Origin of the sequence: Hymenobacter polaris, from assembly GCF_012927305.1 — a bacterium.
Lineage (GTDB): Bacteria > Bacteroidota > Bacteroidia > Cytophagales > Hymenobacteraceae > Hymenobacter > Hymenobacter polaris.
The window spans coordinates 390,271-415,976 of the sequence record NZ_JABBGH010000001.1 but is presented as its reverse complement, the minus strand read 5'-3'; the positions used below and the strand labels follow the sequence as shown (position 1 = coordinate 415,976).

The window sequence follows — 25,706 nt, the reverse complement described above, 5'->3', positions numbered from 1 at the left end:
CTATCGCGCCCCTAGGGTGTCGTTCGGTAGAGATGCTTCGACAAGCTCAACATGACCGCCTTTTTGACCAAACCACTTAACCATCCCAAAACCTAAAAACCTCACTGCCCAGCCAACTGCGCGCTGGTTTTGAGCGAGAACGTTTGGAAGGTGTTGACGCTGCCGCCGCGGTAGCCACGACCCATGCCACCGCCGTAGCCGTAGCCCCCCATGCCGCCGTAGCGCCCGCCGTAGCTGCCTAGGCCGCCGCCCTGCATCATGCTTTGGTCGGGCTCCTGCTTGCTGCCGGGCTCGGGCTTGAGCTTGTCGCCTAGCATCCACACGCCCACGGCGGCGCGCTGCCCGGTAGCCAGGGCCGGTACCTTCTTATAAATGAGGCGCAGCGGCACGGCCAGCTCGTAAATCAGGTTATCCTTCTCGTCCAGCCCTAAGGCCGCCTTCACCCCCAGCGGCGCGTCCGAGTCGGTAAGCACCGGCTGCTTGCTACCCCGAAACTTGAGCAGTTCCACGGTGCGCGCGTCGGTGATAGCCGAGCGCAAGCGGGCTACGTGCATGGCCTGGCGCTCGGCGGCCGAGGGGCCCATGGCGCCGGCCGGGCGCTGGTCGGCCTGGTTTTTCAGCGTGCTCAGGTCGATAGGCAGCGGGTAGTGCACGCCAAACTGCTGCTGGTTGCGGCCGGTGCTGTCGAGCCAGGCCACCATGCCCAGCAGTGCCAGCTTAGCCTGAGTGCTGGCGTCGGCCGAGCGCAGGCGCACGTAGAGCGTGCGCGTGTCGTTGAGCACCTCGTACTGCAAGCGGCTGTTGGCGTCGTATTTCAGCGAATCGCTGCCCCAGTCTGTGCTCTTGCCGTCGATGGTGGGCGGCGTGGCAATAAAGCGGCTGCTTACGGCGCTGGCCGGCACATCGGCGGCTTTATCGGCTGCGGCGGTGGGCACGGCATTGTGGGCGCAGGCGGCCAGCAGGGCGGCCGCCGACAGCGCGGCAAGGCTGAGAGGGAGAATACGCATGAGCAGAAACAAAATAACGAGCAGCAAAGCTACTTGTGCTGCTGCATCCTAGCGACTATAGGTGCGGTGAAGTAGCTTAGCGACGGTGGTTGCATCCAGCCAACAACTTATACTTTTCGCACGCACGTCCTCCTTATGCTTACCGCGCAAGCTATTCTGCACGCACTCGATTATTCCAACGACGGCTATTATCATTCTTTCGTGGCGCTGGGCCATCCCTACTCCTACCTCATCGATAGCCGGCTCAATCTATTTCGAGCTGAAGAGCAGTGGGCGGTAGTGGTAGAGCGACTGGGCTACGCGCCTCGCGGTGGCAGCATCGAGCTTGAGTTATTTTACTATGGCAACTGCTTACGCAATCTGCCCGAGTACAACAACCGCACGACCAACGTGCAAGCGGGAACCCCCATTGACTGGGAAGCGCAGCAAGCGCTGCTTACTGACGAGCTGCTGGACCCAGCCGCCAAAACTATTCTTATCCGCGATACGCTGGTGCCCTTGACGCACGACCCAGCGGCTTATGCCCAAGCGGGCATTGAGTTGGTGGAGTACGAACCAGGCGGCATTTCGCTTCACGAGGTTGGCCGTCTCCTCATTCAGAAGCACGCCCACTTACTACGAGCCACCGACTCGGAGCTGTACCAGTCGCTACCCGCCCACTTGCGCAAAATTATGGTGCTGGACGAATGGTACCACCGCGACTTTGACCAGCGGGCGCCTATCGAGCTTTCTGATGAATCGCTGGCTGCTACCTATCAGCTTAGCCAGGCCAGCTTAGCGGCGGCTGGCATCGACCAAGCTGGCTTGGCGGCCCTCGTGCAGGTGCAGCAAGCCCGGCAAGCGCAGCAAAACCGCGCCGAATGGGAGCAGAACCGACCCAGCAGCTATGAAACCTGGCAGCAGCTGGCCCAGGTGCTAGCCACTGGCGATGTGCATCACTACCAGCCCACGCTGCCCGCTACTACGCACTGGCGGCACTGGCCCGAGTCGGGTTCGTTGTAGCCCCTAAAACCGGGCGTAGCGGCGCTTGCGCCACCAAGCGCGCCCTAGGCCAAACAAGGCCAGCAAAGCCAGCGGCGCGCCCAGGTTAAGGGCCTGCCAGAAGCTGCGGCGCTCGGCCAGCTGCACCTTGTCGAGGGGGCGCAGGGTGATTTGCTTGCCGCGCACGGCGATGAGGCCCGTGTCGTCGAGCAGGTAGTCGGTGGCGTTCAGGATAAGCTCGCGGTTGGCAAACTCGGTGCTGGCCAGGCGGTCGTAGCCCAGGCGCAGGGGCCTAGGGGGGTTGGCGCGGGTATCCACGTCGTTGCGCAAAAAGTCTCCATCGCTGATAACCAGCAGCTTGCCGGGTTTGGCTGTGGGGTCCTGGTCGGGCTGGTACTGGGTGGTGCCGGGCCGAGCGCGGTTGGAAAATAGCGAGCGGAACTGCCCTTCCAGCAGGTAGCCCACTGGCTGGAACGGGTTCTGGTAGTTCTTGGGATTGGGCTCCAGCCGGGCGTCGTTGAAGTTGATGGGCACCGGCGCAGGCAGCACGCGCGTGTAGCGCGAGGTGGTCAGCAGCGAGGTTTTGCGCACCCCTAGGGCCTTCACCGTGTCGATATTGCCCACGAAGCGCATGATTACCGCGTCGAGGTTGCGGGTGATGGGGCTGGTGGGGTTGAAGCGGTTGATGAGCGGGTAGAGCTGCCAGGGCAGCGGCTCAATCTTGGGCTTGTTGCCTTCCATGCCCGTCACGAGCGGTATCTGGCCCGAGTTGAGGTCGAGCAGCAGGTTGGGGTTCAGGCGCACGCCGTAGCGGAAAAACAGGTCGTCGAGGTTCAGGTTGTAGGGCGTGGCCAGGGCGGCGCCGTTGCGGCTCACGCTGTCGAGGTCGGTGCGCAGGGCATCCACGAAAAACAGCGCCCGCCCGCCGTGGGTGATGAATTGGTCGAGCTTGAACTTGTCCTCCTCCGAATACGGCCGGGTGGGCTTGGCAATCACCACCGCGCTCAGGTTGCCGCGCAAGTCGGGCACTTTGCTCAAGTCCACCCGAAACACGTCGTAGCTCTGGCTCCAGGCGGTGAGGATGTCGGCCAGCTCGATGTTGGGCAGCTCGCCGTGCCCGTCGATAATGCCCAGCCTGGGGCGCCCGCCGCTGGCCGGGCTCACCTGGCGCACGGCGCTCACCAACTCATATTCCAGCCCTTCAATGCTTTGGTTGAGGCGCTGCTCGGGGCTCACGGCCTGGTTGCCGCGCAGCAGCAGCACGTTGCGCGTTTGGCCGCCGGGGCCCTGCACCACCGCCCACGGAAACACCAGCTTCTCGACGCGCTTGCCGTTTTCGTTGCTGCCCAGGTTAGTAGGGCGCAGGCCTTTCTTGAGCAGGGTTTGGTAAAATTGGTTGCGGCCCGCCTCGGTGCCCGCCGCACTGGGGTCGAGGAAGACGTAGCTGAAATTGGCCCCGCCGTAAATCTGCATCTCGGTCAGGTTTTCGCGCACGGCCTGCTCCAGCCGCCGAAACGCGGGCGGGAAGTCGCCGGTCAGGTACACCGTCACGCTCACCGGCTCCTTGAGCTGGCCCAGCAGCTTCTTGGTGGCCGGCGACATGGTGTAGCGCTTCTCCTCCGTCAGGTCGAGGCGGAAGAAAAAGCGCTGGGCCACGAAGTTGAGCAGCAGCAGCGCGCCGACGAGGGCGGCGAAGCGCAGCAAATCGCGGTTTTTAGCGGTGGGCGGTGGGCTGGTGGCCGTTGGCTCTTGGTTGGGAGTCATTTAAGCGTAATTGGCGCCCTAGGGTGTTTTCACCGCAGAAGACGCAGAGGGGTTCGCAGAAGGAGCGCAGAGGTCGTTCAAAAAAAGCTACCAGGTGCGGCTGCGCAAAGCCAGGCGGGTGCCCAGCAGCGCCACGGCCACCACGGTGAGGAAATAGAGCACGTCGCGCGAGTCGATAAGGCCTTTGCTGAGGTCGCGGTAGTGGGCCGCAATGCCCAGCTGGCTCACGTAGTAGGCGAGCGCTCCGCTCAGCACCGAGGCCAGCGAGTCGAAGCCCGCGTACACCAGAAAGCAGGCTACGGCGGCCAGCACGAAGGCAATAATCTGGTCGCGCGTGAGGGCCGAGGCCAGCACCCCGAGGGCCGCAAACACCGCCGCCAGCAGTCCCAGGCCTAGGTACGAACCCACCGTAGCTGCCGAGTCGATGTTGCCCCTAGGGGTGCCCAACTGGTACACCGAGTAGTAGTAGAGCAGCGTAGGCACCAGCGCCAGCAGGGCCAGCAGCAGGCAGGCCAGGTACTTGCCGCCCACCAGCGCCCCGTCGGTGAGGGGCCGGGTCAGCAGCAGCTCCAGGGTGCCGGCCTTCTTCTCCTCGGCAAACGAGCGCATAGTGATGGCCGGAATTAGCAGCAGGAAAATCCAGGGCGCGAGGTTGAAGAGTGACTGCAAATCGGCGTACCCGTAGTCAAGCACGCTACTGTCGGGGAATACCCACACAAACAGCCCGGTAGCCACCAAAAACACCCCAATGACCACGTAGGCCACGGGAGAATTGAGAAAGGCGTTAAATTCTTTTTTAAGGATGGTAAGCATGATATGTCAGGCGGTCATGCTGAGCTTGCCGAAGCATCTCTACCGCGTCGCCTAGGGCCGTTGTTCGGTAGAGATGCTTCGGCAAGCTCAGCATGACGACCTGATTATGGTTTAGTTATTTAAGCTTAGTCCACTAGTTCGCAGTAAGCTGCTGGGTTACGGGAATCAATTTTTATTTGAATAGAGTCTCCCACGTTGAAATTATACAGGCCGGTTTGAACGACATTGGTGTAAACAGTCCCTTTTCGCAAGTAGCGTAAATTATACCTTTCCGCTCCCGCATTAACATAGTGCAAATGTTCTTTTCCTGTAACTGCGGCCTTGATATAAATACTACGAAGCTCTAGATTCTCTTCGTCAATAAAGCTCTTGGCAATGAAGTAAATCCAGAGCACACTAATACCGAGCAGGGTTAATGCTGCGGTTAGCATACGCCGCTTTCTGCTCCAGCCCTGCATCATCAGCTACCGCGTCAGCTCCCCGAATACCGCCTCCAGGCTCTGCTGCTCCTGGCGCAGGCCTAGCAGCAGCCAGCCCTGTTCCACGGCCAGGCGCGACACGGCGGCGCGCACGTCGGTGCCCGGCGCGGTGTAGATGAGGGCGGTGCTGGGCGTGGCGCCCGCCTCGGCGCGGTGCACGCCGGACAGGGCCCGCAGCGGCCCTAGGGCCACCGGGTTCTCAAACTCGGCGCGCAGCACGGTTTCGCCGGCGGCGCGGGCGGCCAGCTCGGCCACCGGTGCATCGGCCACCAGCCGGCCCCGGCTGATGATGACGGCCCTAGAGCACAGCGCGGCCACCTCGGGCAGGATGTGGGTGCTGAAAATGACTGTTTTATTCTCGCCCAGCTCGCGGATGAGGTCGCGGATTTCGCTGATTTGGTTGGGGTCGAGGCCGGTGGTGGGCTCATCAAGGATGAGCACTTCGGGGTCGTGCACCAGGGCTTCGGCCAAACCCACGCGCTGGCGGTAGCCCTTGCTGAGCGCGCCAATCTGCTTGTTTTGCTCGCGGGTGAGGCCCACGCGCTGCACCAGCCAGGCCACGCGCTGGCGCAGTTCGCGCCCCCGCAGACCGTGCACGCCCCCAATAAATTCGAGGTACTCGTGCACGTACATATCCAGGTAGAGCGGGTTATGCTCGGGCAGGTAGCCCACGCGGCGGCGCACCTCCAGCGGCTGCTCGCGCACGTCGAAGCCGGCCACGCGCACGGTGCCGGCCGTGGGGGGCACGTAGCCTAGGGCCATTTTCATAGTCGTGCTCTTGCCCGCGCCATTGGGCCCCAGGAAGCCCACAATCTCACCCTTATCGGCCCGGAAGCTGATGTCGTCCACGGCCTGCTGGGCGCCGTAGGTTTTCACTAAGTGTTCAACTTCAACCATATAGCAAAGCGTAGGGTGCGGGGCCCGCCCCCGCCCGTCGTTGAACGCTAACCGCTTACCGGGTGCGAACGACGGGCGGGGACGAGCCCCGCACCCCACAAAGTTCGCGCTATTCGCTGTTATTCTGGTATGGCTGGGCCAGCCGCCGACTATTTCACGTTGGTAGGGCGCAGCTGCATCTCCGAAATCATGGTGGCTTGCGGGGCCTCCAGGGCGTGCACAATGGCGTCGGCAATATCCTGGGGCTGCATCTTGGTGGGGTCGGGCTCGGGGCCGGGCTCCTTGCCGTTGAAGTGGGTTTCCACCGAGCCGGGCATCACGCACGTTACCCGAATGCCGTCGGGGCGCAGCTCCTTAAACAGGGCGTCGGAGAAGCCGCGCACCGCGTACTTAGTGGCGCAGTAGCCCGCCAGGTTGGCCGTGCCCGCGGTACCGGCCAGGCTGGCAATGTTGATGATGTGGCCCTCGTGCTGCTTTTTCATTTGGGGCAGCACGGCGCGCGTGCAGTAAAACAAGCCGTTGACGTTGGTATCAAACATCGTGTGCCAGTCCTCACTCTTAAAACCGTCGATGGGCCCGAAGATGCCGAGGCCCGCGTTGTTGACCAGCACGTGCACTTCCGGCCCCAGCTCGCGCTGCGTATTCGTGAAGGCTTCGGCCACGGCGTGCTCGTCGCGCACGTCGCACTCGAAAAACTGGAAGCGGTCGTGGTCGAGGCCCTCGGGGGCGTGGCGGCCCCAGCCGGCTACGGCGGCGCCGTGGGCCAGCAGGGCTTCGGCGGTGGCGCGGCCGATGCCGCTGCTCACGCCCGTTACGATGGCAACTTTGCCGGTCAGGTCCATAGTAGTCCTAGGGGTAATTTTGGGGCAAAGCCCGGTTGAATGAGTGTATTTCCTAACGTAGTGCCGCGCGCCTTGGTTGGCAGCTTCTGGCTGGCCCTAGGGGCCTTAGGGCCCTGGCTGCTGAGCGGCTGCGGCGCGGGCCACGAGGCCGATTGCCTGAAAAGCAACGGCGCGGTGGTGGTGCAGCGCCGCGCCATTAGCCGCCAGCTCAGGCAATTGCGCGTGTATGACAACGTGGACGTGACCATCGTGCCCGACACGGCCAGCTACGCCGAGGTGCGGGCCGGCGAAAACGTGATAGACGACATCGAGTTTTCGACCCCCGCTGGCCCTAGCCAGCTCGTTATCCGCAACACCAGCCGCTGCAACTGGGCCCGCAGCTACAACACCCCGCGCGAGGTGCGCCTGCACCTACCCTACCTGCACGACGTGGAGCAGCGCGGCTACGGCCTACTAACCACTGCCAGCCAGTGGGCCCAGGATACGCTGTTCGTGCGCGTGCTCAGCCCCGGCGACGTAAACCTGAACGTCACCTCCACCTACCTCTACGTAGACAGCTACGACGCGGGCGACCTCACGCTGAGCGGCTTCGCCCACGACTTTCACCCCAACCTGGGCTCCAACGGCTTCCTGTTTGCCAGCGCCCTACAAACCGACTTCTGCTACTTTTACACCTACCCCAGCTGGGTGGGCAACGCCTACGTGCGCACCCGCGGCAACCTAGGCGGCACCCTCAACGGCAGCGGCACGCTCTACTACAGCGGCCCGCCAGCCTACATTGACGTCATCGGGCCCAACAAGCAGCGGCTGGTGAGGGAGCAATAGTAATTAATGAGCACTAAAGCCCGTCATGCTGAGCTTGTCGAAGCATCTCTACCAAACGCCACCCGAACGATGCGGTAGAGATGCTTCGACAGGCTCAGCATGACGGGCTTTAGTGCTCATTGCTCATTGTCCTATATATCCCCCAGCTGCGGCCGAATGAGCAGCTCCTCGACTACGGCGCTGGCCGAGAGCTGGAAGGCACCGAGCACAGCGGCGGCCACGTCGTCGGGGCTGATGAAGCGCTCGGGGGGCAGGCCGGCGCCGGCCCAGCTGCGGGTGAGGGTGGCGCCGGGCAGCACGGCCGTCACGCGCAGGCCCTGGTTTTTTACTTCTTCGCGCAGCGTTTTGGTGAAGCCCAGCAGCGCGTGCTTGGCCACGCTGTAGGAGCCGCCGTTGGGATAGGCCATAATGCTGGCCGTGGAGCAGATGGTGAACACGTGGCCCCGCCCCTGCCCTAGCAGCGTGGACAGCAGTGCGCGCGTCAGGTCGTAGGCGCTCAGCAGGTTGGCGGCCAGCATGGCTCGCAGCTGCGAGCCATCGGCCGGCTCGTCCTGGAAGCGGCCGGGCTCGTAGGCGCCGGCGTTGTGCACCACGGCGGCCAGCGGCAGCCCTAGGCCCAGCACAAAACCGGCAAATTGCTGGCAGCCAGCGTGCTCGCTTAGGTCGGCGGGCAGGGTGTGCAGGGGCGCGGCGGGGTGCAGGCGGGCGGCCTCAGCAGCTAGCTCGGCCAAGGCGGCGGGCTGGCGGGCGCAGGTGGCCACGGCGTAGCCCGCCGCCAACCAGCGCAGCACCAGCGCCCGCCCAATGCCCTGGCTACCGCCCGTTACCACCACTAAGTCAGAAAAGGAAGTCACTATTTTCAGCGTAGTTACGTATGAGGCTCAAAGATGCCCCGCCGCCGCCAAACCCGGCCGGCTCAGGCGCAACAGCCAAGGTTATTTTTCACGTCTTTTATGCTTCAATCTCTCGGCTCATTCGTACTATTTTTACAATCCATGCTGTCGCGCTCCGAGCGCTTCAAAGTATTATGGCGCCGCTTCTTCGAGGAGGCTACCAATATTGGGGTTAACTCGCTTTTCGTGGTTGGGCTGGTAGCCGTTTTCATCGGGGCCGTTACCTGCGTGCAAATTGCCTACAATCTCACTAACCCGCTCATCCCGAAATCTACCATCGGCTACATGGTGCGCGAGATGACCGTTTTGGAAATGGCCCCGACGCTGACCAGCATCGTGCTGGCCGGTAAAGTGGGTTCCTCCATTGCGGGGGGCCTAGGCACGATGCGCATCACCGAGCAGATTTCGGCCCTGGAAGTAATGGGCATCAACTCCTCTTCCTACCTGGTGCTGCCGCGCATTCTGGCGTCCATGTTCATGTTTCCGCTGCTGGTTATTCTGGCCATGGCGCTTGCCATCATCGGCGGCTACCTGGCTGGTACTTTGACTGGTAACATCACCCCGCAAGACTACATTGAGGGCATTCGCAGCGACTTTGTGCCCTACAATATTTTGTTTGCGCTCATCAAGGCCGTGGTATTTGCCTTTATCATCTCGGGCGTGTCGGCGTTTAAAGGGTTTTATACCGAAGGCGGCGCTCTGGAAGTTGGTACTGCCAGCACCGATGCCGTTACCAACTCCATCATCGCTATCCTTATCGCCGATTTCGTGCTGGCCGCCGTGCTGCTTTAATTTAACGGTAACAGCGACTAGCCGGTGGCTACGCATCGGCAGCGCATCCTTTCCGTCTAGCCTTATTAGAAGCTACTAGCTAACTGCTACAACTAATGATTGAGATATCCAACATCGAAAAATCGTTTGACGGCAACCAAGTGCTGAAAGGCATTTCGTGCACCCTCGAAACCGGCAAGTGCAACTTGCTGCTCGGTGGCTCGGGCACTGGCAAAAGCGTGCTGCTCTCGTGCATTGTGGGGCTGATGAAGCCCGATATCGGCTCCATTACATTCGACGGCACCATGTTCACCAACTCGAAGGTGGATATTCGGCAGGAAATTCGGCGCAAAATCGGGATGCTCTTCCAAGGCTCGGCACTATTCGACTCGATGACGGTGGCCAAAAATGTGGAGTTCCCTCTGGAAATGCTGACGCCCGAAATGACCCCCGAGGAACGCCGCGACCGGGTGGAGTTTTGCCTCAAGCGCGTGGGACTCGAAAACGCGGGCAACAAGATGCCCTCCGAGATTTCGGGCGGCATGAAGAAGCGCGTAGGCATTGCCCGCGCCATCGCCCCCAATTGCACTTACTTGTTTTGCGACGAGCCGAACTCGGGCCTCGACCCGGCCACGAGCATCAAGATTGACGAGCTGATTCAGGAAATCACGCACGAATACAACATCACCACCACCATCATCACCCACGACATGAACTCGGTAGTGGGCATTGGCGACCACATTATCTTCCTGCACAAAGGCAAAAAGCTGTGGGACGGCGACAAGGAGCACATCCTGAACGCCGAAGTGCCCGAGCTGCGCGAGTTTATCTTCTCGTCGTCGCTGGTGCGCGCCGCCAAGCGCGTGGAGCAGGAAGATGGCCCCGCAGGCCTGCAGCACTTGGCCGCCGAGCCCTTGTCGGAAGTGTAGGGCCCTAGGGGCTAGCCAGCCCGACTACCAACAAGCCGCTCCAGCTAAAGCATCATTACGCGCTTTGGCTGGGGCGGCTTGCTTGTTGGAGAGGCTGGCTAGCCCCACCCCTACTTACCACGCCCAAATAGCAGGCGCAAGTAGAAGCCCGGCTGCTTGAGGCGGGCGCGCAGGTCAATATCGAGGAACATGGCCGACAGCGTTTCGGCCAGCGTGGGGTTAGCCACGGCCCGGTTGGCGATGAAGTTGAACAGCTGGGGCCAGCGCAGTAGCCGCTGCATAGCCGTGCTCAGGCGCAGCTCCTGGCCTAGGCGGCGGTACACGGCCGCGTCGTAGCCGGCCAGGAAGCCGGCCGATACGTTGCTGGTGGCCAGCGCCCGGCCGGCCCAGTCAGCGGCGTGGCGCCCGCTCACCATAGCGTGGCTGATGCCTTCGCCGCTGAAGGGGTCGATGAGCGAGGCCGCGTCGCCGAGCAGCAGGTAGCCCTCGCCCGAGAGCGGGCGGCGGCGCGAGCCCAGCGGCAGGCCCCAGCCCCGCACCGGCCCCAGCCGCTCGGCCTGGGCAAAGCGGGCCTGCAGGCTGGGGTGGGTGGCTACCAGCTCTTCCAGGCGCTGGCGCAGGTTGAGACGCTTCTTGGCCACGTCCTGGCTCAGCATGCCCAGGCCCACGTTGGCGCCCCCGTCGGCGAGCGGGAAAATCCAGAGGTAGCCGGGCAGCAGCTCGGGCAGGAAGTGCAGCTCCACGAAGTGCTGGGGGTCGAGGCCGGCCACGCCGCGGTAGTAGGCCCGCACGCCGGCGCAGTGGGCGGCGGGCTCCAGCTCGCGCCCTACCACCTGCCGCACAAAGCTCGACTGCGCCCCGTTGGCCACCAGCAGCAGGCGGCACTCGGCCAGCAGGCCACCCTGCTTATCGAGCAGGCGCCAGCCCAGGCCGCCGCGCTCGGTGCGGGCCACCTCGCAGTTTTCGCGCAGCTCAATCAGGGGCTGGCGGCGCACTTCCTCCACCAGCAGGTTGTCGAAGGTGAGGCGGGGCAGCACGTAGCCATCGGGCCGGGCGTGGGCGATGTCGGCGGCCTTTTTGAAGGGCACCCGCAGTAGCTGCCCGCTGGGGGCGGCGAAGGTGATGCCCCAGCTGGCCGCCCCCCGGCCGGCCTCGGCCAAGCGCTCGGTGAGGGGGCCGCCCAGGTGGCGCAGCTCGCTGAGCACCTTGCCCGAGAGCGCGTCGCCGCAAATCTTGTCGCGCGGGAAAGCGGCGCGGTCGAGGAGCAAGCAGCGGTGGCCGGCCTTAGCCAGGTGCAGGGCCGCGATGGCGCCCCCCGGCCCAGCCCCAAGAATACAAATGTCCATGCCCGGCAAAGGTAGGGGCGCGTCGCACGCGCCCGCCCGCACAGACCTAGCCCGGCGGCAGCAGCGGCGCGAAACTAGTTCGGCACCGGCCGCGCACAACCAGCCAGGCGGCGCGGACGGCGGGCGCGTGCGACGCGCCCCTACCTTTGCGGCATGAATCAGACCCTAGCCGGAAAAGTAGCCCTCGTGACCGGGGCCTCGAAAGGAATTGGCCGCGCCATTGCCACCCTCTTTGCCCAGCAGGGGGCGCAGGTGGCTTTTACTTACCTCTCATCGGTGGAGAAGGGCCAGGCCCTGGAGGCCGAGCTGGCCGCCCACGGCGGCAAAGTCAAGGGCTACCGCTCCGACGCCTCGGACTACGCCCAGGCCGAGCAGCTAGTGGACGACGTGGTGAAGGAGTTTGGCAAGCTCGACATCGTGGTCAACAACGCCGGCATCACGCAAGATGGTCTGCTAATGCGCATGACTGAGGCACAGTGGGATAACGTGCTCAACGTCAATCTCAAGTCGGTATTCAACCTCACCAAAGCCGCCACCAAACCCATGATGCGCGCCAAAGCCGGCAGCATCATCAACATGACCTCGGTGGTGGGCCTCAAGGGCAACGCCGGGCAGGCCAACTACGCCGCCAGCAAGGCCGGTATCATCGGCTTCACCAAGTCGGTGGCCCTGGAACTGGGCTCGCGTAACATCCGCTGCAACGCCATTGCCCCCGGCTTCATCGAAACCGAAATGACCGACGCCCTCGACCCCAAGCAGGTGGACGAGTGGCGCAAGGCCATCCCCCTCAAGCGCGGCGGCTCGCCCGACGACGTGGCTAAAGCCACGGCTTTCCTGGCTTCCGACGACAGCAGCTACATCACCGGCCAGGTGCTGCAAGTGGATGGCGGGATGCTGACGTAAAAAACGAACTTAAATCAAAACAGCCATGAACGACCTCGACTTGTATTCCTCGGAAACTTCAGCAGTCAAGAGTCGTCATGACTTTATTGAATTTCTAAACAACCTGCTAACAGATTACCAGAAAACTGGCAAGAATTGGGAGAACCAGAATCTGAGAGATTTTTTAGAAGCACTGGCTTCTTACGCAGCCGACGTAGATGGCTACTATCAAAATCTAGCAAAAGCCGGTGGAGAAGAAATCGATGCTGACACGGCTTCTTGGCGCGTTTTTGCAGATATGCTACGGAGCGCTACCGTGTACGAATAGCTAGTAATGAATCCTCTGCGCTTATTACTTACTCCCTTGTTACTTGGCGCGGTCGGCCTCTTCACCTATCCGCGCCTCTCCGCCAAGCTATACCGCTGGCAGGCTCTGCGCCAAGCTACCGCCGCCGTGCAGCCCATAGGCCCTACTCTGCGCGAGGGCGACTTGATTTTCCACACCTCCCAATCGGCCCAAAGCCAGGCCATTCAGCTAGCCACGCACTCGCCCTATAGCCATTGTGGACTGCTGTATAAAACCGGCGGCGGGGGCAGGTTTTTGAGGCCGTGCAGCCGGTGAAGCTGACGCCGCTGGCCCGCTGGGTGGCGCGGGGGCAGGGCCAGCACTTCGTGGTGAAGCGGCTGCGCGACGCGGATGCGGTGCTGACGCCCGTGGCCCTAGGGCACCTGCGGGCGGCCGGGCAGCCGCTGCTGGGCCGGCCTTACGACCTGGCCTTCAACTGGTCGGACCAGCAGATTTACTGCTCGGAGCTAATTTGGAAGGTGTACGACCGGGGCCTGCACCAGCAGCTGGGCCGCCTACAACGCCTGCGCGACTTCGACCTGCGCCACCCGGCCGTGCAAGCCAAGCTGCGCGAACGCTACGGCCGCCACCTGCCGCTCGATGAGCCCGTCATTTCGCCGCAAGCCGTTTTTGAGAGTCCGCAGTTGGTAACCGTACTGGCGCGGTAGGCCTACCCCTACTCGACCCGCGCCCGGTACACCACGAAGTGCGGCACCTGGAAGCGGCGGTACCACTCGGTTACCGGCACGCGGCTTTGGGCCAGGCCGCAGTAGAGGTACATGCCCTCGTGCTCGTAGGGCAGGGTGTACACGGCCAGGATGGTTTTGGCCCCTAGGGGGAGGCTGAACTCCTCGGCGGGGCTGTTGGGGGCGGCGCCGGCCTGGTCGGCGGCGCGGCGGGTGGGGTGGATGTCGAAGCGCAGGCTGTACTTGTCGGCCTGGCTGGCGGCGGCCTTAAACGAGCGGGTAACGCTGGCGCGGGGTAAGATGAACTTGTTTTCTACCTGTTCGGGGGTTGCCTGCCGGGCGTAGATGGTGAAGCGAAACCGCCCGGCCGAGTCGAGCCGGGTGAGGCTGGCGTCGGTGGTCAGCTCTTTCTCGGGGCCGGGCACGCCGCGCCGGTATTCCTGCCAGGTGAGGTGCAGGCGGCGGCCGGCCAGGCGGCGGTCGTGCAGCTCCAGGCGGTGCTCCTCGATGCTGAGCACCCGGCCCATCAATTCGTTTAGCTCGGCGCTGGGTGAGCCGTAGCGCAGGCGCACACTGGTGCTATCGGGGGCGGGGGCCACGGCGGCGGGCTTCGGGTGGGTGGCGGGCCGCGGGCCGGGGCCGGGCAGCAGGCCTAGGGTGGCCAGCACCAAAAAGGGCTTTAGCATCAGGAAGGGGGCTAGGGTAATAGGATGCTGCAAAACACCGGCGCCCCACCCAGAAAATGGGTTAACTACCCTTAACTACTGTTAACGAGTGTTAAAACTGCTTTTTAGTCGGGTGGCGGCCCCTACCTTGGCCCCATGAAACGGCGCATTTGGCTGGCCACGGGCCTGGTACTGCTGGCTGCTCTAGGGGTAGTGGCCTTCCAGGCGTACTGGACGCAGCAGACTTACCAGCAGGCCAGCCAGCGCCTGCGCCAAGACAGCCAGGCGGCGCTGGTGGCCGCCACCGAGCAGGCGCTGGCCCGGCAGCAAAACCAGTTGCTGGCCCGCTACGCCGGCTGGCTGGGCGACAGCACCCACATCCGCATCAGCTGCCACATTAATGCGCGCTACTACCGCACCGAGTTTACGGTGGCGGGGGTGCCGGCCCGGCCCGGCGAGCGCTCAGGCATCAGCTTCGACGACTTTACGCCCCGGCTAGCGCACATTACCCCGGCGGCGCGGGCCTGGTTTATCCGGCGCTTTGCCTACACCACCGTGCGCCGCGAGCTTAACCAAGGTTTCGTGGTGTTTCATACTCAGTGGCTGGGCGCGCAGCTGGCCGCCGCTCAGCGCAGCATCCGCACCTCCCCGGCTGAGTTCGGCCAGCTGCTAGCCACCGAGCTGCGGCGGCGCGGGCTGGCCGAGCTGCCCTTTCGGGTGCGCCTAACCGAGGCCGGCGCGCCCGACTCACTGCAGCCGGGGCCGGCGGGCTTTCCGCTGGCGCTGGCGCCGGTGCGCTTCGGGCAGTATGACCGCAGCAAACAAGTGGCGCGGGTGTGGCTGCCGGCCGCGCCGGGCGTGGTGCTGCGCCAGCTGCAAGGGGTGCTGCTGGCGTCGGGGCTGCTGCTGGCCCTGGTGCTGGGCGGCGCGGGCTACGCCGTGGGCACCATGCGGCGCCAAAAGCGCCTGGCCGCCCTCAAGGCCGACTTCACCCACAACATGACCCACGAGCTGAAAACGCCGGTGGCGGCCATCCAACTGGCGGCCGACTCGCTGCGCCAGTATGAGCTAGACGCCGCCACCACCGCCGAGTACGCCGCGCTCATCGGCGCCGAAGCCGGGCGGCTGGGTACGCTCATCGACCGCATTTTGCGCGGCGTGGCACTCGAGCAAGCCACCCTGCCGCTGGTGCGGCAGCCCGTAGCCTGGCTGGCGCTGGCCAGCGAGCTGGCAGCTCGCCACCAGCCGCACTTCGCGCGGGCCGGGCATCAGCTGCGCGGGGTGCCCGCGGGACAGGCAGCCACCGTGCTCGGCGACGCCACCCACCTGGGCAGCGCCCTGGCCACGCTGCTCGATAACGCCCTGAAGTACGGCGGCCCGCACGTTACCCTAGGGGCCGAGATAGATGCCACCACTGTGGCCCTGCACCTGCACGACGACGGCCCCGGCATTGCGCCCGAGTACCAGGCGCGGGTATTTGAGCAGTTTTTCCGGGTGCCCACCGGCAACGTGCACACCGTGAAGGGCTACGGCCTGGGCCTGCACTACGCCCGCCAGGTGGCGGCGGCCCACGGCGGCGCGCTCACGCTGCGCAGCCAGCCCGGCCGCGGCACCACCTTCACGCTCGTGCTGCCCCTGGCCCCGGCGGCGCCCAGCCCCCACCCTATTTCGTTGCTGCATGCCGATTGCCCAGTTGCTAGTACTTGAGGATGAGCCCGCCCTGGCCCGCCTGGTGGTAGATGCCCTCACCCGCGTGGGCTACGCGGCCACGGCCTGCGCCGATGGCCGCGCCGGGCTGCGCGCCTGCCAGCAACACCCGCCCGACTTGCTGCTGGTGGACGTGATGCTGCCGGGGCTAGACGGCTTCGCGGTGGTGCGCGCCCTGCGCCAAACGCTGCCCGGGCTGCCTGTGCTGTTCCTAACCGCCCGCTCAGCCCCGGCCGACGTGGTGCAGGGCTTCGAAGCGGGCGGCAACGACTACCTAAAAAAGCCCTTCAGCCTGGATGAGCTGCTGGTGCGGGTGCGCGAGCTGCTGCGCCGCCAGCCGCCCGCCCCCGCCGCCTTGGGCGAGTGCCTGGCCCTAGGGCAGTTTGAGTTTAGCCCGCGGCGGCAAGAGCTGCGCCGCGGCGAATCGGTGGTGGGACTTTCCGCGCGCGAAAGTGAGTTGCTGCTACTCTTGGTGCAGTACCGCAACGGCGTGCTCGACCGCCGCGCGGCCCTGCGCCAGCTCTGGGGCGACGACTCTTTCTTCGCCGCCCGCTCAATGGACGTCTACATTTCGCGCCTGCGCAAGCTGCTGCGCCCCGACCCCACGCTGGAAATCCTGAACGTGCGCGGCGTGGGCTACAAGCTTATCACGTAGAAAAGCAACCCTAGGGTACGCCGCGCGCCAAACAGGGAGCCACCCCTCCCGGCGCGGCCCCCTGCCAACCTGCTAGCCGAGCCAGTGGCAGGCCGCGACGGCCAGTGCCGTATGCAGCGCCTCTTGCAGCAGCCAGAGCCAGAAACCTTTGCCGGCTTCTGGCGGTTTAGGCGGCACGGATTTTTTGTTTTTCCGTACCTTCGCACGTATCTTTCTCATGGGATTGGAGTTAGGTGTGCAACCACCTACTTCCAGAAGCCCTCGGTGTTCCTGCACCGGGGGCTTCGCCTTTTCAGGGGCAGCCGTGTGGTGAGGCGGGATAACCGTGCGGTGGGCCAAAGGTAGCGGCAAGCTCGGCCGTAGTAGTAGGCCGCTCAACTAAAACGCGGCGGCGGGCGTTGGGAAGGCTGCCGCGCCTGCGTAGCCCCTAGGGCGGCCGGGGCGCTTACATTTGCTACGAACCGCCGGCCACCGGGCCACCTGCCTTCTCCTTGCTTTCGACCGCCTATTCTCCCTGGTTTTTGCTGCTGTGCCTGGCCGTGGGCGCGGGCTACGCGGCGCTGCTCTACTCGGCGCGGGCGCCCTGGAGTCGGGGCGTCAACTACGCGCTAGCGGCACTGCGCTTCGTAGTAGTGAGCTTCCTATGCTACCTGCTGCTGGCGCCCTTCGTGCAAACCCGCACCACCCACACCGAGCAGCCTACGGTCGTGCTAGCCGTCGATAACTCGCAGTCCATAAAGCTCTTCACGCCCGCGCCGGCCCTAGGGCAGCTTACGGCAGGGCTGCCGCAGCTGGCCGCCACCCTGCGCGATAAGGGCTTCCGGGTTGAAACGCGCACCCTCACCCAGGCCGAGGCTGCGCCCGACTCGCTCCGCTTCACGGCCTCGCGCACCGACCTGGGCCGGCTGCTGGCCGACAGCCGCGAGGCCAACGCCGACCGCAACCTGGCCGCCGTGGTGCTGGCCACCGATGGGCTGGTCAACCAGGGTCAGCAGCCCCAGCCGGGCGAGTCGAGCGTGCCCATCTTCGGGGTGGCTCTCGGCGACAGCATTGCCAAAAAGGACTTGCGCCTGACCGACTTACGCTACAACCGCGTAGCGTTCAGCGGCAACAAGTTTCCGCTGGAGGTGGAAGTCAGCTACGAAGGCTACGCCGGTGGCGCGGCCACCGTGGAAGTGCGCGAAGGCGGGCGGGTGCTGCAAAGCCGGGTGGTGGCGCTGCCCACCGGGCGGCAACTGGTGCGCACCGCGTTTCAGCTGCTGGCGCCCGCGCCCGGCCGGCGCCGCTACGAGGTGCGCGTGCGCCCCCAGGCGGGCGAGTTCACGACCCTCAACAACGCGCGCACCGCGTTTATCGACGTGGTGAAGGGCAAGCTGCGGGTGCTGCTGGCCGGCGCCGCGCCCCACCCCGACCTCAAGGCGCTGCGGGCCGCCATCCTGGCCAACGACAACTTCGACCTCACGCTGGCCGTGGCCGGCGTGGGCGCCCCGCTGCCGGCCAGCGCCACCTTCGACGTGGCAGTGCTGCACCAGCTGCCGGCCCGCGGCGGCCTCGGGCAGGAGCTGCTAGCGCGGGTGCGGGCGGCGCGGGTGCCCGTGCTGTACGTGCTGGGCGCGCAAAGTGACCTAGGGGCTTATAACCAGCTGAATACGGGCCTGGCCGTGCAGCCCCGCGGCACCCAGACCGACGAGGTAACGCCGCTCATCAACCCCGGCTTTTCGCGCTTCAGCTTCGACGAGGAAACGCGGCGACGCTTTGCCGCCTACCCGCCCGCACCGGTGCCCTTCGGCGACTTGCGCCTGAGTGGCGGCACCGAGGCGGCGCTGTGGCAGCAGGTGGGCCGCTTGCCCACTCAGAAGCCGCTGCTGGCCATTAGCGGGGCAGCGGCACCCGTGCGCACGGCCACGCTGCTGGCCGAAAATACCTGGCAGTGGCGCCTCACCGAGGCCGCCGCCCACCAGGACCGCCCCGAGGCCTACGACCGCCTCATTGGCCGTACCTTGCAGCTGCTGACCCAGAATGCCAACCGCAAGCGCCTCGACGTGTACCCCACCCAGGACGCCTTCGGCACCGAGGACGACGTGACGCTGGCCGCCGAAACCTACAACGCGGTATTTGAGCGCATCTACGACCAGAAAATCACGCTCACCCTCACCGATTCAACCCGGCGCCCGGTGCGCAGCGTCGGCTTCAGCAGCGCCGCCGATGGGGCACCGCTGCACCTGGGGGCGCTGCCGGCCGGCACCTACCGCTACCAGGCCCGCGCCACCCTAGGCGGCCAGCCCCAAACCGCCAGCGGCGAGCTACTGGTGCAAAACCAGCCCCTGGAGGCCCAGGAAACCCGCGCCGACCTGCGCCTGCTGCGCCAGCTTAGCGAGCGCAGCGGCGGCCACCTTTACTACCCTAGCCAACTCGACCAACTAGCGCAAGCTATCGAAAAGGCGAACTTCAAGCCCGTTATTTCCAGCGAGGAAGACCTCAAAGAGCTAATAAACATAAAGTGGCTGTTCTTCGCGCTGCTGGCACTGCTCGGCGCCGAGTGGGCCACGCGCAAGTACCAGGGCGGGGTGTAGGAAAACGGATATGCGCATTGCGTTCGACCTTGATAACACACTAATCCGCAATGACTTCGACTTCCCACTAGCGCGGGCAAAGTACCCGCTGCTGCAAAGGATGCTGAGCACCCAGTTACTGCGGTCGGGTGTGCAAGAGTTATTTGCTTACTGCCGCCAGCAGGGCTGGGAGGTCTGGATTTACACAACCTCTTACCGCAGCTCTTTCTATATCCGCAAGATGCTGTGGACGTATGGCTTGCGAGCTGATGGCATTATCAATCAGGCGCGTCATAACAAGCAGGTGCAGGTTCGAAGTACTAAGCATCCCCCAACGTTTGGCATTAATGCATTGATAGACGACTCAAAGGGCGTTGAGTTAGAAGGGCAACGTTTTGGCTTTCCTGTCGTCCAGATTGAACCCACTAATACAGCGTGGGTTATGACCGTTCAAACACAGCTACAGCAACTAGCTTCCGCCAGGTAAGCACCTATTTTTCATGCCCACCCTGCTCCTCAACAAGCCTTACGAAGTCCTCACGCAGTTCACCGACGAGCACGGCCGCGCCACGCTCAAGGACTACGTGCCGGTGCCGGGCGTGTACCCGGTGGGGCGGCTCGACTACGACAGCGAGGGCCTGCTGCTGCTCACCGACGACAAGCAACTGCAGCACCGCTTGAGCGACCCGCGCTTCAAGGTGCCCAAAACCTACCACGCCCAAGTAGAGGGCTTAGTGAGCGAGGCGGCCCTAGGGCAGCTGCGCCAGGGCGTGCAGATTAAAGACGGCTTCACGCTGCCGGCCGAAGCCCAGGCCCTGCCTGCGGCCGACCCGGCCGGGCCCTGGCCGCGCACGCCGCCCATTCGCTACCGGGCGGCCATCCCCACCGACTGGCTGGAACTCACGATTTCGCAGGGCATGAACCGGCAGGTGCGCAAGATGTGCGCCGCCGTGGGGCTGCCCTGCCTGCGCCTGGTGCGGGTGGCCCTAGGGCCGCTGAGCCTGGGCGAGCTGGCGCCCGGCCAGTACCGCGAGCTAACGGCCGCCGAGGTGCAGGCACTGCGCGGCCTAGGGCAGGCACCGGCCCCCGGCCCGGTGGCGGGGGGCCGGCGCCCCTACCCCACCACCCAGCCGGCAGCCAAGCGCCGGCCCTTCCGCCCCCGATGAAACCTAACAACCGCCGCCGCTGGTCGCGCCGCCTGCTGGTGCTCGTCCTGCTGCTATTCGTAGGCCTAAATGCAATTGCCTTTATGCAGGCCTGGCGGCTTACCCACTTTGTGGCAAGCGGGCCGCGCGCGCCGCGACCCGAGCAGCTGTCGGCGGTGCAGCGGCTGCGGCTGGCGCTCACGGGCCTGCCCACCCCGCGCCCGCGCAACGACTCGCTGCCTGCTTTTCCGTTTCAAACGGTGCGTTTCCCTAGCCTCAACGGGCTGCTGGAAGCCTGGTATGCCGCGCCACTAGGGCCGAGGCGAGGCACGGTGGCGCTGTTTCACGGCTACGGCGGCAGCAAAAGCCACTTGCGCCACGAGGCGGCGGCGTTTCGCAGCCTGGGCTGGGCGGTGCTGCTGGTAGATGAGGAAGGCAGCGGCGGCTCGGCGGGCAGCCGCACCACCGTGGGCTACCGCGAGGCCGAAGATGTGGCCGCCGCCGTGCGCTACCTGCGCGGCCGGGCCGGCGCTGGGCCCGCCCAGCCCCTAGTGCTCTACGGCGTGAGCATGGGCGCCGCGGCCATCACGCGGGCCGAGGCCGAGCTGGGCGTGCGCCCCACGGCCAACATCCTGGAGTGCCCCTACGGCACCATGCGCCAGGCCGTCATCAACCGTTTTCGCCTCTTGCACGCCCCGGTGTACCCGGTGGCCGACCTACTGCTGTTTTGGGGCGGTGTGCAAAACGGCTTCTGGGCCTACGGCCTCAACCCCGAAACCTACGCCCGCCGCATCAACACGCCCACGCTGCTGCTGTGGGGCACCGCCGACCGCCGCGTGCTGCGCGCCGAAACCGACAGCATCTTCGCCCACCTGGCTGGCCCCAAGCAGCGCGTCGATTTCCTAGGGTCGGGCCACGAGCCCTACTGGCGCCGCCACCCGCAGCAGTGGCAGCAGGTTGTAGCAGGGTGGCTGGGGCAGTTGCCCCGCTAAAGCATTTGCAACAGGACTAGCCTCTAAAAAGATACGCCAATGCCTGGCCCCAGTAAGAAAAATAAATCTCCTTTTGATAAACGGTAACCCGCTCCTAAATACAGCGGAAACGTCAGCTTTGCATTCGGACGAATGGGTGTCACTGACCCGATTACTACCAAGCCTAAGTCGCGACCAGTGGCGTTTTCTGCCAAATTAAAGGCATTGAGCGCTACAAAACCCGCGCCTATTTTATAAGGACGCAACTTATTGATACGGTCGGGAGCATAGAAGCTGAGTTGGGCTAGGGTGGCTAAACTAATACCGCTAAAACTGCCGTAGCCAGGCTCGTCTACCGATTTCAGCAGCAAGCCGGCTGGGAAGCTCACGCTGATATCAAAGCTGATGTGGCGGCGCAGCACCAGCTCAATCTGCTGCGAGTAGCCCTTTTCGCTGTACTGCCCAGCAATGTCGCGCACGGTGATAATGATGCGGTACCAGGCGTCGAGGTCGTAGGTTTTGCGGCCCAGGATGCTGTTGAGGCTGAAATTGCCCACCTGGCAGTCGTTGCCCTGGTAGTAGGCGTAGCGCGGCGAGGCCTCGCCGGGGCAGATAACCAGTTGGTCCACCGTGCGCTGGTCGATAAGGTTGCCTTTGTCGTCCACGGTGCGCACGTCCATGGCCAGGTACTGGCGGCCGTAGAGGCTGCCGCTTTCGTCGATGGCGTTGGTGTTGAAGCTGAACACTACGTCGGAAATCGTTTTGTCGTAGAGCACCGGGCCGTTGAGCTGGGTGATGGGCCTAGGGCCGGCGCCGTAGTTTACCTGCACGAAGTTGAGCTGGTGGGGCCGCTTGGCTTCCTGCACGTTCAGGCCGAAGCTGGTGGGCGTGCTGCCATCGAAGATGACAATGCGCTTGCGCACAATGCTCAAAGGCACCTGCACGCGGTAGATAACGGCGCTTTCGGAGCGGGTGGACGAGTCGGAGGGGATGATGTTGGCGCCGTCGAAGTGGTAGCGGCCCTTGAGCAGCGACTCGCCCTCCAGGCGCACGTCCACGGTTTCGCCGGGGCTCACGGTGGAGTTCTGGCTCCAGTCGCCGCCGCGGTGCAGCACGCTTAGCACCGCGATGCGCGGGCGGGGCGTAATATCGAAGTTGGTGATATAGCGGGCCAGGTCGCCATCCTTGATGAAGAGGTAGCCCTCACTCTGGCGGTGCGTGTTGTACACGCGCAAGGTGCACAGTACCCGGTCGTTACTCAAGTAGCTACGGGTAAACAGCTCGGCCACGAGGGCGCCGCCGGGCTCCTGCTGGGCCTCGATGCGGTAGGTGTGGCGCAGCTCGAAGTTGTGGCCGTCGTCGAGCACAAACTCGGTGCCCTGGGTGCGGCCCGCCTCGTCGTACACCACGTCTTTGCGCTCGGGTGTGAGGAAGCGCAGGCGGCTGGCTTTCACTACAAAATCGAAGCGCAGGGGCGCCAGCTGGTAGGTAAGGCGGCCGGCGTCGTCGAGGCGCGGGCGCTCGGTTTGGGCGCGCAGCACCAATGAGTGTGGCCCCAGGCTATTGGGCACCACGTGCAGAAACAGGCCGTTTTTCTCGCGCACCAGCTTGTGGTCGATGTCCTTGCCCTTGGTCCACTCGGCCATGGGCCGCACGTTGGCGATGTTGTCGCTGCTCAGCTCAATGACCCGCTCCTCGCCAATATACAGCTCATTATCAGTCAGGTGCGCATCAAGTGCTGTGTTGGTGAGCGGCAGCAAGCTCACCACCTGCCGGGCCCGCGCCACGCCCCCCGCCGAGTCGGCCGCCGGGGCAAAGGCCAGCCGCACAAACGGCGAGCCCGTGAGGTTGCGGAAGCGCAGCGTGCCGTGGTACTCACCATTGGCCCCCAGCACCAGCGAGTCTTGCAGCACAAACTCGGGCGAGGGCAGCAGCCTAGGGGGCCGGCCGGGCACGGTAGGCACCACACTCAGCTCGGCCGCCTGGTCGTCGAGATGGTAGTAAAAATACAGGCGCGGCTCGCCGGCCACTGTCAGCATCTGCTCGCCCAGGGTGTAGCGCGTGGTGTCGAGCGTGAGGGAGAGCGAGCGCAGCAGCGGCGCCTGGGCGCAGGCCGGCCCCAGGCTGGCCAGCAACAACCCTAAAACGGCCAGGCCGCGCCAAAGAGGTAGTTTCATACGGGTGCAAATGTCCACCTTAACCACGGCTTGCGCCAAGCCTCCGGCAGTATCGGCGGTTTTTAAGCTCCACTAAACCCTAGGGCTCCGGCGCAGTCCAAGCCGGCAGCCGCCCAGCAATTGTGCCAAACTTAGCGGCGCCAAGCGGTGCGCGGCGCGCGGCGGTGGTGGCCTTCACGCGGCGCACATCCCTTAGCGCTCACCTTTTCAGCTTCTTTCCGCCCCTACTTTCTTTATGCTTTGCCTGCTTTGGGTGGCGCTGCTGGCTGGGCCGCTGCCTAGCCTCACTGCCGCCGCCCCGCTGCCTGCCGATACCAGCCGCACCTTCGTGCCTAACCCTAGCCTGCCCCGCCTCACGGCCACCCTCAGCACTGCCAACCGCACGGTGTACTTGCAGCGGGCGCCCCAGTCGGCCGACGACCGGGGTTACCTCGGCACCTTGCTTACCTACCAGGCACCCAGCGGCTTCCTGGCCTCGGGCTACCTCAACCACTCCTACGCCTATACGTTTTTGAGCGAGCCGTTTATCAACTTTGGCGAGGGCACCCTAGGCTGGCAGTCTACCAGCAATTCCGCTACGTACTGGGTGGTCGAGTATACGCGCCTATTTGTGTATGGCGAGAGCGCGCTGGTGCAAGCCTCGCTGCGCAACGACCTCAGCGCCAGCGTCACGCACTTCTTCGACCTGGCCACGGCCAGCGCCAGCGCCGACTGGTTTGTGGGCGGCACCAACGACTTCGTGCTCACCTTCGACCTGAGTCATCCGTTTCAGCTGCCAGTGCTGGCCCACGACACGCTCACCCTCGAGCCCACCATAGAATTTGGGGCCGGCAGCCAGCATTTCTACGCCAACTCGCTGGGCAAAACCAGCACCGTGAAGGTGCGCAAGCGCACCACCACAACCGTATTTGACGTGCCAGCTTCACCGGGCTTCGCAGCCCTAGGGTACACGTTCTCGCTGCCCGTCACTTACCGCACCGGGCGCTTCAGCTTCGCGGCTACGCCCAGCTACCTGGTGCCGCTGCACGTGCCCACCGGCGGCGACGACCGCTCGTTCTTCTACGGCACGCTGGCCGTGAGCCGCACTTTCTGGTAGGCGGGGGCCTAGGGCCTAGGCGCCGGGCGAGGCAGCCGCCACGTCGGTCGGCAGCCAGGCTTTAATCTGGTCTACCAGCTGCTGCGGGGTGGCCGCCACGTCGAGGTGCAGGCCGTAGGCGGGTACTTCCAGCGTTTCAAGCTGCGAGTCGAGCATGGTGGCGTGCATGTAGCTGCCCTGGCGGTGCTCCATGCGCTGGCGCAGCAGGGCCGGGTCGCCGCTCAAAAACACCCAGTGCAGCGGGGCTTGCGCCCCGGCTTGCAGCGTGGTGCGGTAGCTTTCCTTAAGGGCCGAGCAAGCCAGAATGGCGCCCGCCTGCTGCTCCCACTCGCCCAGGTGCCGGGCCAGGTCGGCCAACCAGCCCGCCCGGTCGTCGTCGGTGAGGGGCTGGCCGCTGGCCATTTTCTCTTTGTTGGCGGCGGGGTGAAAGTCGTCGCCATCGTAGAAGGGCACGTTAATCTGCTGGCTCAGCAGTTTGCCGATGGTGGACTTGCCGCTACCCGATACGCCCATCAGGATAATAAGGGGGTGGTTCATGGTTTTAGCTGTTGGCTAGTGGCTGTTGGCTGCTAGTTTTTTAACAATTGGAGGAAATAAAAGTCATTAGCTAATAGCTATTAGCCAGTAGCTTATAAATGGTTACAGCGGGCGCAGTAGTACCCGCGCGGGGGCGCCGTCGCTGCCCACTATCTTCAGGGGCAGGCACAGCAGCTCGTACTCGCCGGGCGCAATGCGCTGCAGGGCCAGGCCCTCAATCACGCACACGCCCGCGTCGAGCAGGGCGTGGTGGGCATCGGCCTTGCCCACCGACAGGTAATCGACGCCCACGCACACCACGCCCTGGTCGCGCAGGTAGCGGGCCGCGTCGCCATCCAGGGCCACGAAGTCGGGCTGAAACGGCGCGGTGCTCCACTCGCTGTCTGAGATGCGGGTTTTGAACAGCAGCCGCGCGCCCGGCCTGATGCTGAGCTGCTGCACCTCGGCCAGCGTAATGGCCCTAGGGTCCTGGATAGCGACTACCGTGGCCGGGCCCATCAGGTGGCCCAGGTTGAGGGCGGTGCTGTCGGCGGCGCCGCTCGTAAAGTGCAACGGCGCATCGACGTGGGTACCGGTGTGGGCGCTCAGGTGCAGCTCGGTCACGTTGGCGGCGTCGCCGCGGTCCTGGCTCAGGGTGCGCTGCACGGTCACGCCCAGGTTATCGGGCCAGTGCACCATGTGGTCGCGAATGGCGGTGGTGGCGTCGAGCCAGGGAGCAGGAACAGGCATTTTTACAGTGA

Annotated in this window: 28 protein-coding genes; 15 read left to right on the top strand and 13 right to left on the bottom strand. The window is 64.5% G+C overall.

Annotation, left to right across the window (positions count from 1 at the left end; translation table 11 throughout):
* Positions 1–101 precede the first annotated feature (101 nt).
* Positions 102–1,007 carry a hypothetical protein gene (locus HHL22_RS23610; RefSeq protein ID WP_195809211.1) on the bottom strand — a complete coding sequence of 302 codons (906 nt, stop codon included), beginning with the start codon at positions 1,005–1,007 and terminating at the stop codon, positions 102–104.
* 135 nt (positions 1,008–1,142) lie between these two features.
* Between HHL22_RS23610 and HHL22_RS01680 the strand changes: the two genes are divergently transcribed.
* Entirely contained in the window at positions 1,143–2,009 is an 867-nt protein-coding gene (locus HHL22_RS01680; protein ID WP_169529235.1) for a DUF7003 family protein, read from the top strand.
* Between the two features lie 3 nt (positions 2,010–2,012).
* Here HHL22_RS01680 and gldG read toward each other — a convergent pair whose 3' ends face one another.
* The 5 genes from gldG to HHL22_RS01655 form a co-directional block, all read right to left on the bottom strand.
* Positions 2,013–3,752, bottom strand: a complete 1,740-nt coding sequence (gene gldG, locus HHL22_RS01675; RefSeq protein WP_169529234.1) for a gliding motility-associated ABC transporter substrate-binding protein GldG — start codon at positions 3,750–3,752, stop codon at positions 2,013–2,015.
* 87 nt (positions 3,753–3,839) lie between these two features.
* Positions 3,840–4,565 (bottom strand): gliding motility-associated ABC transporter permease subunit GldF, encoded by a 726-nt coding sequence (gene gldF / locus HHL22_RS01670; RefSeq protein ID WP_169529233.1) that lies wholly within the window; start codon positions 4,563–4,565, stop codon positions 3,840–3,842.
* A 125-nt stretch (positions 4,566–4,690) separates the two neighbouring features.
* Positions 4,691–5,026 carry a hypothetical protein gene (locus HHL22_RS01665; protein WP_169529232.1) on the bottom strand — a complete coding sequence of 112 codons (336 nt, stop codon included), beginning with the start codon at positions 5,024–5,026 and terminating at the stop codon, positions 4,691–4,693.
* Between the two features lie 3 nt (positions 5,027–5,029).
* Complete coding sequence (locus HHL22_RS01660) at positions 5,030–5,941, bottom strand: ATP-binding cassette domain-containing protein (RefSeq protein WP_169529231.1); 912 nt, start codon at positions 5,939–5,941, stop codon at positions 5,030–5,032.
* Positions 5,942–6,090: 149 nt separating this feature from the next.
* A complete protein-coding gene (locus HHL22_RS01655; protein ID WP_169529230.1) occupies positions 6,091–6,783 on the bottom strand; it encodes an SDR family oxidoreductase in 693 nt (230 codons plus the stop codon).
* A gap of 39 nt (positions 6,784–6,822) precedes the next feature.
* Here HHL22_RS01655 and HHL22_RS01650 point away from each other — a divergent pair, with 39 nt between their 5' ends.
* Positions 6,823–7,608 (top strand): GIN domain-containing protein, encoded by a 786-nt coding sequence (locus HHL22_RS01650; RefSeq protein WP_169529229.1) that lies wholly within the window; start codon positions 6,823–6,825, stop codon positions 7,606–7,608.
* 131 nt (positions 7,609–7,739) lie between these two features.
* On the opposite strand, the gene HHL22_RS01645 is transcribed toward HHL22_RS01650, so the two are convergent.
* Positions 7,740–8,462, bottom strand: a complete 723-nt coding sequence (locus HHL22_RS01645; protein ID WP_169529228.1) for an SDR family NAD(P)-dependent oxidoreductase — start codon at positions 8,460–8,462, stop codon at positions 7,740–7,742.
* A 99-nt stretch (positions 8,463–8,561) separates the two neighbouring features.
* Here HHL22_RS01645 and HHL22_RS01640 point away from each other — a divergent pair, with 99 nt between their 5' ends.
* Both HHL22_RS01640 and HHL22_RS01635 read left to right on the top strand, forming a co-directional pair.
* Positions 8,562–9,293, top strand: a complete 732-nt coding sequence (locus tag HHL22_RS01640) for an MlaE family ABC transporter permease (RefSeq protein ID WP_169529227.1) — start codon at positions 8,562–8,564, stop codon at positions 9,291–9,293.
* A 95-nt stretch (positions 9,294–9,388) separates the two neighbouring features.
* Positions 9,389–10,201, top strand: coding sequence for an ABC transporter ATP-binding protein (locus HHL22_RS01635; RefSeq protein WP_169529226.1), 813 nt, complete (start codon positions 9,389–9,391; stop codon positions 10,199–10,201).
* A gap of 110 nt (positions 10,202–10,311) precedes the next feature.
* Here the strand turns inward: HHL22_RS01635 and HHL22_RS01630 are convergent, their stop codons facing one another.
* A complete protein-coding gene (locus tag HHL22_RS01630) occupies positions 10,312–11,547 on the bottom strand; it encodes a geranylgeranyl reductase family protein (protein ID WP_169529225.1) in 1,236 nt (411 codons plus the stop codon).
* Between the two features lie 153 nt (positions 11,548–11,700).
* Here HHL22_RS01630 and fabG point away from each other — a divergent pair, with 153 nt between their 5' ends.
* The 4 genes from fabG to HHL22_RS23715 are packed head-to-tail and all read left to right on the top strand — an operon-like array spanning position 11,701 to position 13,443.
* On the top strand, positions 11,701–12,450 hold the full coding sequence (gene fabG, locus HHL22_RS01625; protein ID WP_169529224.1) for a 3-oxoacyl-[acyl-carrier-protein] reductase: 750 nt from the start codon (positions 11,701–11,703) through the stop codon (positions 12,448–12,450).
* A gap of 25 nt (positions 12,451–12,475) precedes the next feature.
* Positions 12,476–12,757 (top strand): DUF7660 family protein, encoded by a 282-nt coding sequence (locus tag HHL22_RS01620; RefSeq protein WP_169529223.1) that lies wholly within the window; start codon positions 12,476–12,478, stop codon positions 12,755–12,757.
* 36 nt (positions 12,758–12,793) lie between these two features.
* Positions 12,794–13,051 carry a hypothetical protein gene (locus tag HHL22_RS23720; protein ID WP_206680678.1) on the top strand — a complete coding sequence of 86 codons (258 nt, stop codon included), beginning with the start codon at positions 12,794–12,796 and terminating at the stop codon, positions 13,049–13,051.
* A complete protein-coding gene (locus HHL22_RS23715; protein ID WP_206680677.1) occupies positions 13,048–13,443 on the top strand; it encodes a YiiX/YebB-like N1pC/P60 family cysteine hydrolase in 396 nt (131 codons plus the stop codon). The genes HHL22_RS23720 and HHL22_RS23715 overlap by 4 nt, the downstream gene beginning before the upstream one ends.
* A gap of 8 nt (positions 13,444–13,451) precedes the next feature.
* Here the strand turns inward: HHL22_RS23715 and HHL22_RS01610 are convergent, their stop codons facing one another.
* The gene (locus tag HHL22_RS01610; RefSeq protein ID WP_169529222.1) at positions 13,452–14,147 is read right to left on the bottom strand and encodes a hypothetical protein; all 696 of its coding nucleotides are present in this window, start codon (positions 14,145–14,147) and stop codon (positions 13,452–13,454) included.
* Between the two features lie 135 nt (positions 14,148–14,282).
* Between HHL22_RS01610 and HHL22_RS01605 the strand changes: the two genes are divergently transcribed.
* Positions 14,283–15,833, top strand: a complete 1,551-nt coding sequence (locus tag HHL22_RS01605) for a sensor histidine kinase (protein ID WP_169529221.1) — start codon at positions 14,283–14,285, stop codon at positions 15,831–15,833.
* Entirely contained in the window at positions 15,805–16,488 is a 684-nt protein-coding gene (locus HHL22_RS01600) for a response regulator transcription factor (protein ID WP_195809210.1), read from the top strand. Before HHL22_RS01605 ends, HHL22_RS01600 begins: the two co-directional genes overlap by 29 nt.
* A 72-nt stretch (positions 16,489–16,560) precedes the next feature.
* Here the strand turns inward: HHL22_RS01600 and HHL22_RS01595 are convergent, their stop codons facing one another.
* Positions 16,561–16,707: a hypothetical protein gene (locus HHL22_RS01595; RefSeq protein WP_169529220.1), complete on the bottom strand. Its 147-nt coding sequence runs from the start codon at positions 16,705–16,707 to the stop codon at positions 16,561–16,563.
* A gap of 272 nt (positions 16,708–16,979) precedes the next feature.
* On the opposite strand from HHL22_RS01595, the gene HHL22_RS01590 reads away from it, so the two are divergent.
* From HHL22_RS01590 to HHL22_RS01575, 4 genes are read left to right on the top strand one after another with little or no spacing between them, the layout of a single operon-like run.
* Entirely contained in the window at positions 16,980–19,061 is a 2,082-nt protein-coding gene (locus HHL22_RS01590) for a VWA domain-containing protein (protein ID WP_241737940.1), read from the top strand.
* A gap of 10 nt (positions 19,062–19,071) precedes the next feature.
* A complete protein-coding gene (locus HHL22_RS01585) occupies positions 19,072–19,527 on the top strand; it encodes an HAD family hydrolase (protein ID WP_169529219.1) in 456 nt (151 codons plus the stop codon).
* A 13-nt stretch (positions 19,528–19,540) separates the two neighbouring features.
* Positions 19,541–20,206, top strand: coding sequence for a pseudouridine synthase (locus tag HHL22_RS01580; RefSeq protein WP_169529218.1), 666 nt, complete (start codon positions 19,541–19,543; stop codon positions 20,204–20,206).
* The gene (locus HHL22_RS01575; protein WP_169529217.1) at positions 20,203–21,177 is read left to right on the top strand and encodes an alpha/beta hydrolase; all 975 of its coding nucleotides are present in this window, start codon (positions 20,203–20,205) and stop codon (positions 21,175–21,177) included. The genes HHL22_RS01580 and HHL22_RS01575 overlap by 4 nt, the downstream gene beginning before the upstream one ends.
* Positions 21,178–21,200: 23 nt before the next feature.
* On the opposite strand, the gene HHL22_RS01570 is transcribed toward HHL22_RS01575, so the two are convergent.
* Entirely contained in the window at positions 21,201–23,333 is a 2,133-nt protein-coding gene (locus HHL22_RS01570) for a hypothetical protein (protein ID WP_169529216.1), read from the bottom strand.
* Between the two features lie 235 nt (positions 23,334–23,568).
* Between HHL22_RS01570 and HHL22_RS01565 the strand changes: the two genes are divergently transcribed.
* Entirely contained in the window at positions 23,569–24,429 is an 861-nt protein-coding gene (locus tag HHL22_RS01565) for a hypothetical protein (RefSeq protein ID WP_169529215.1), read from the top strand.
* A 15-nt stretch (positions 24,430–24,444) separates the two neighbouring features.
* On the opposite strand, the gene HHL22_RS01560 is transcribed toward HHL22_RS01565, so the two are convergent.
* Positions 24,445–24,966: a gluconokinase gene (locus HHL22_RS01560; RefSeq protein ID WP_206680676.1), complete on the bottom strand. Its 522-nt coding sequence runs from the start codon at positions 24,964–24,966 to the stop codon at positions 24,445–24,447.
* 102 nt (positions 24,967–25,068) lie between these two features.
* Positions 25,069–25,695 carry a cyclase family protein gene (locus HHL22_RS01555; protein ID WP_169529214.1) on the bottom strand — a complete coding sequence of 209 codons (627 nt, stop codon included), beginning with the start codon at positions 25,693–25,695 and terminating at the stop codon, positions 25,069–25,071.
* Between the last annotated feature and the right edge of the window lie 11 nt (positions 25,696–25,706).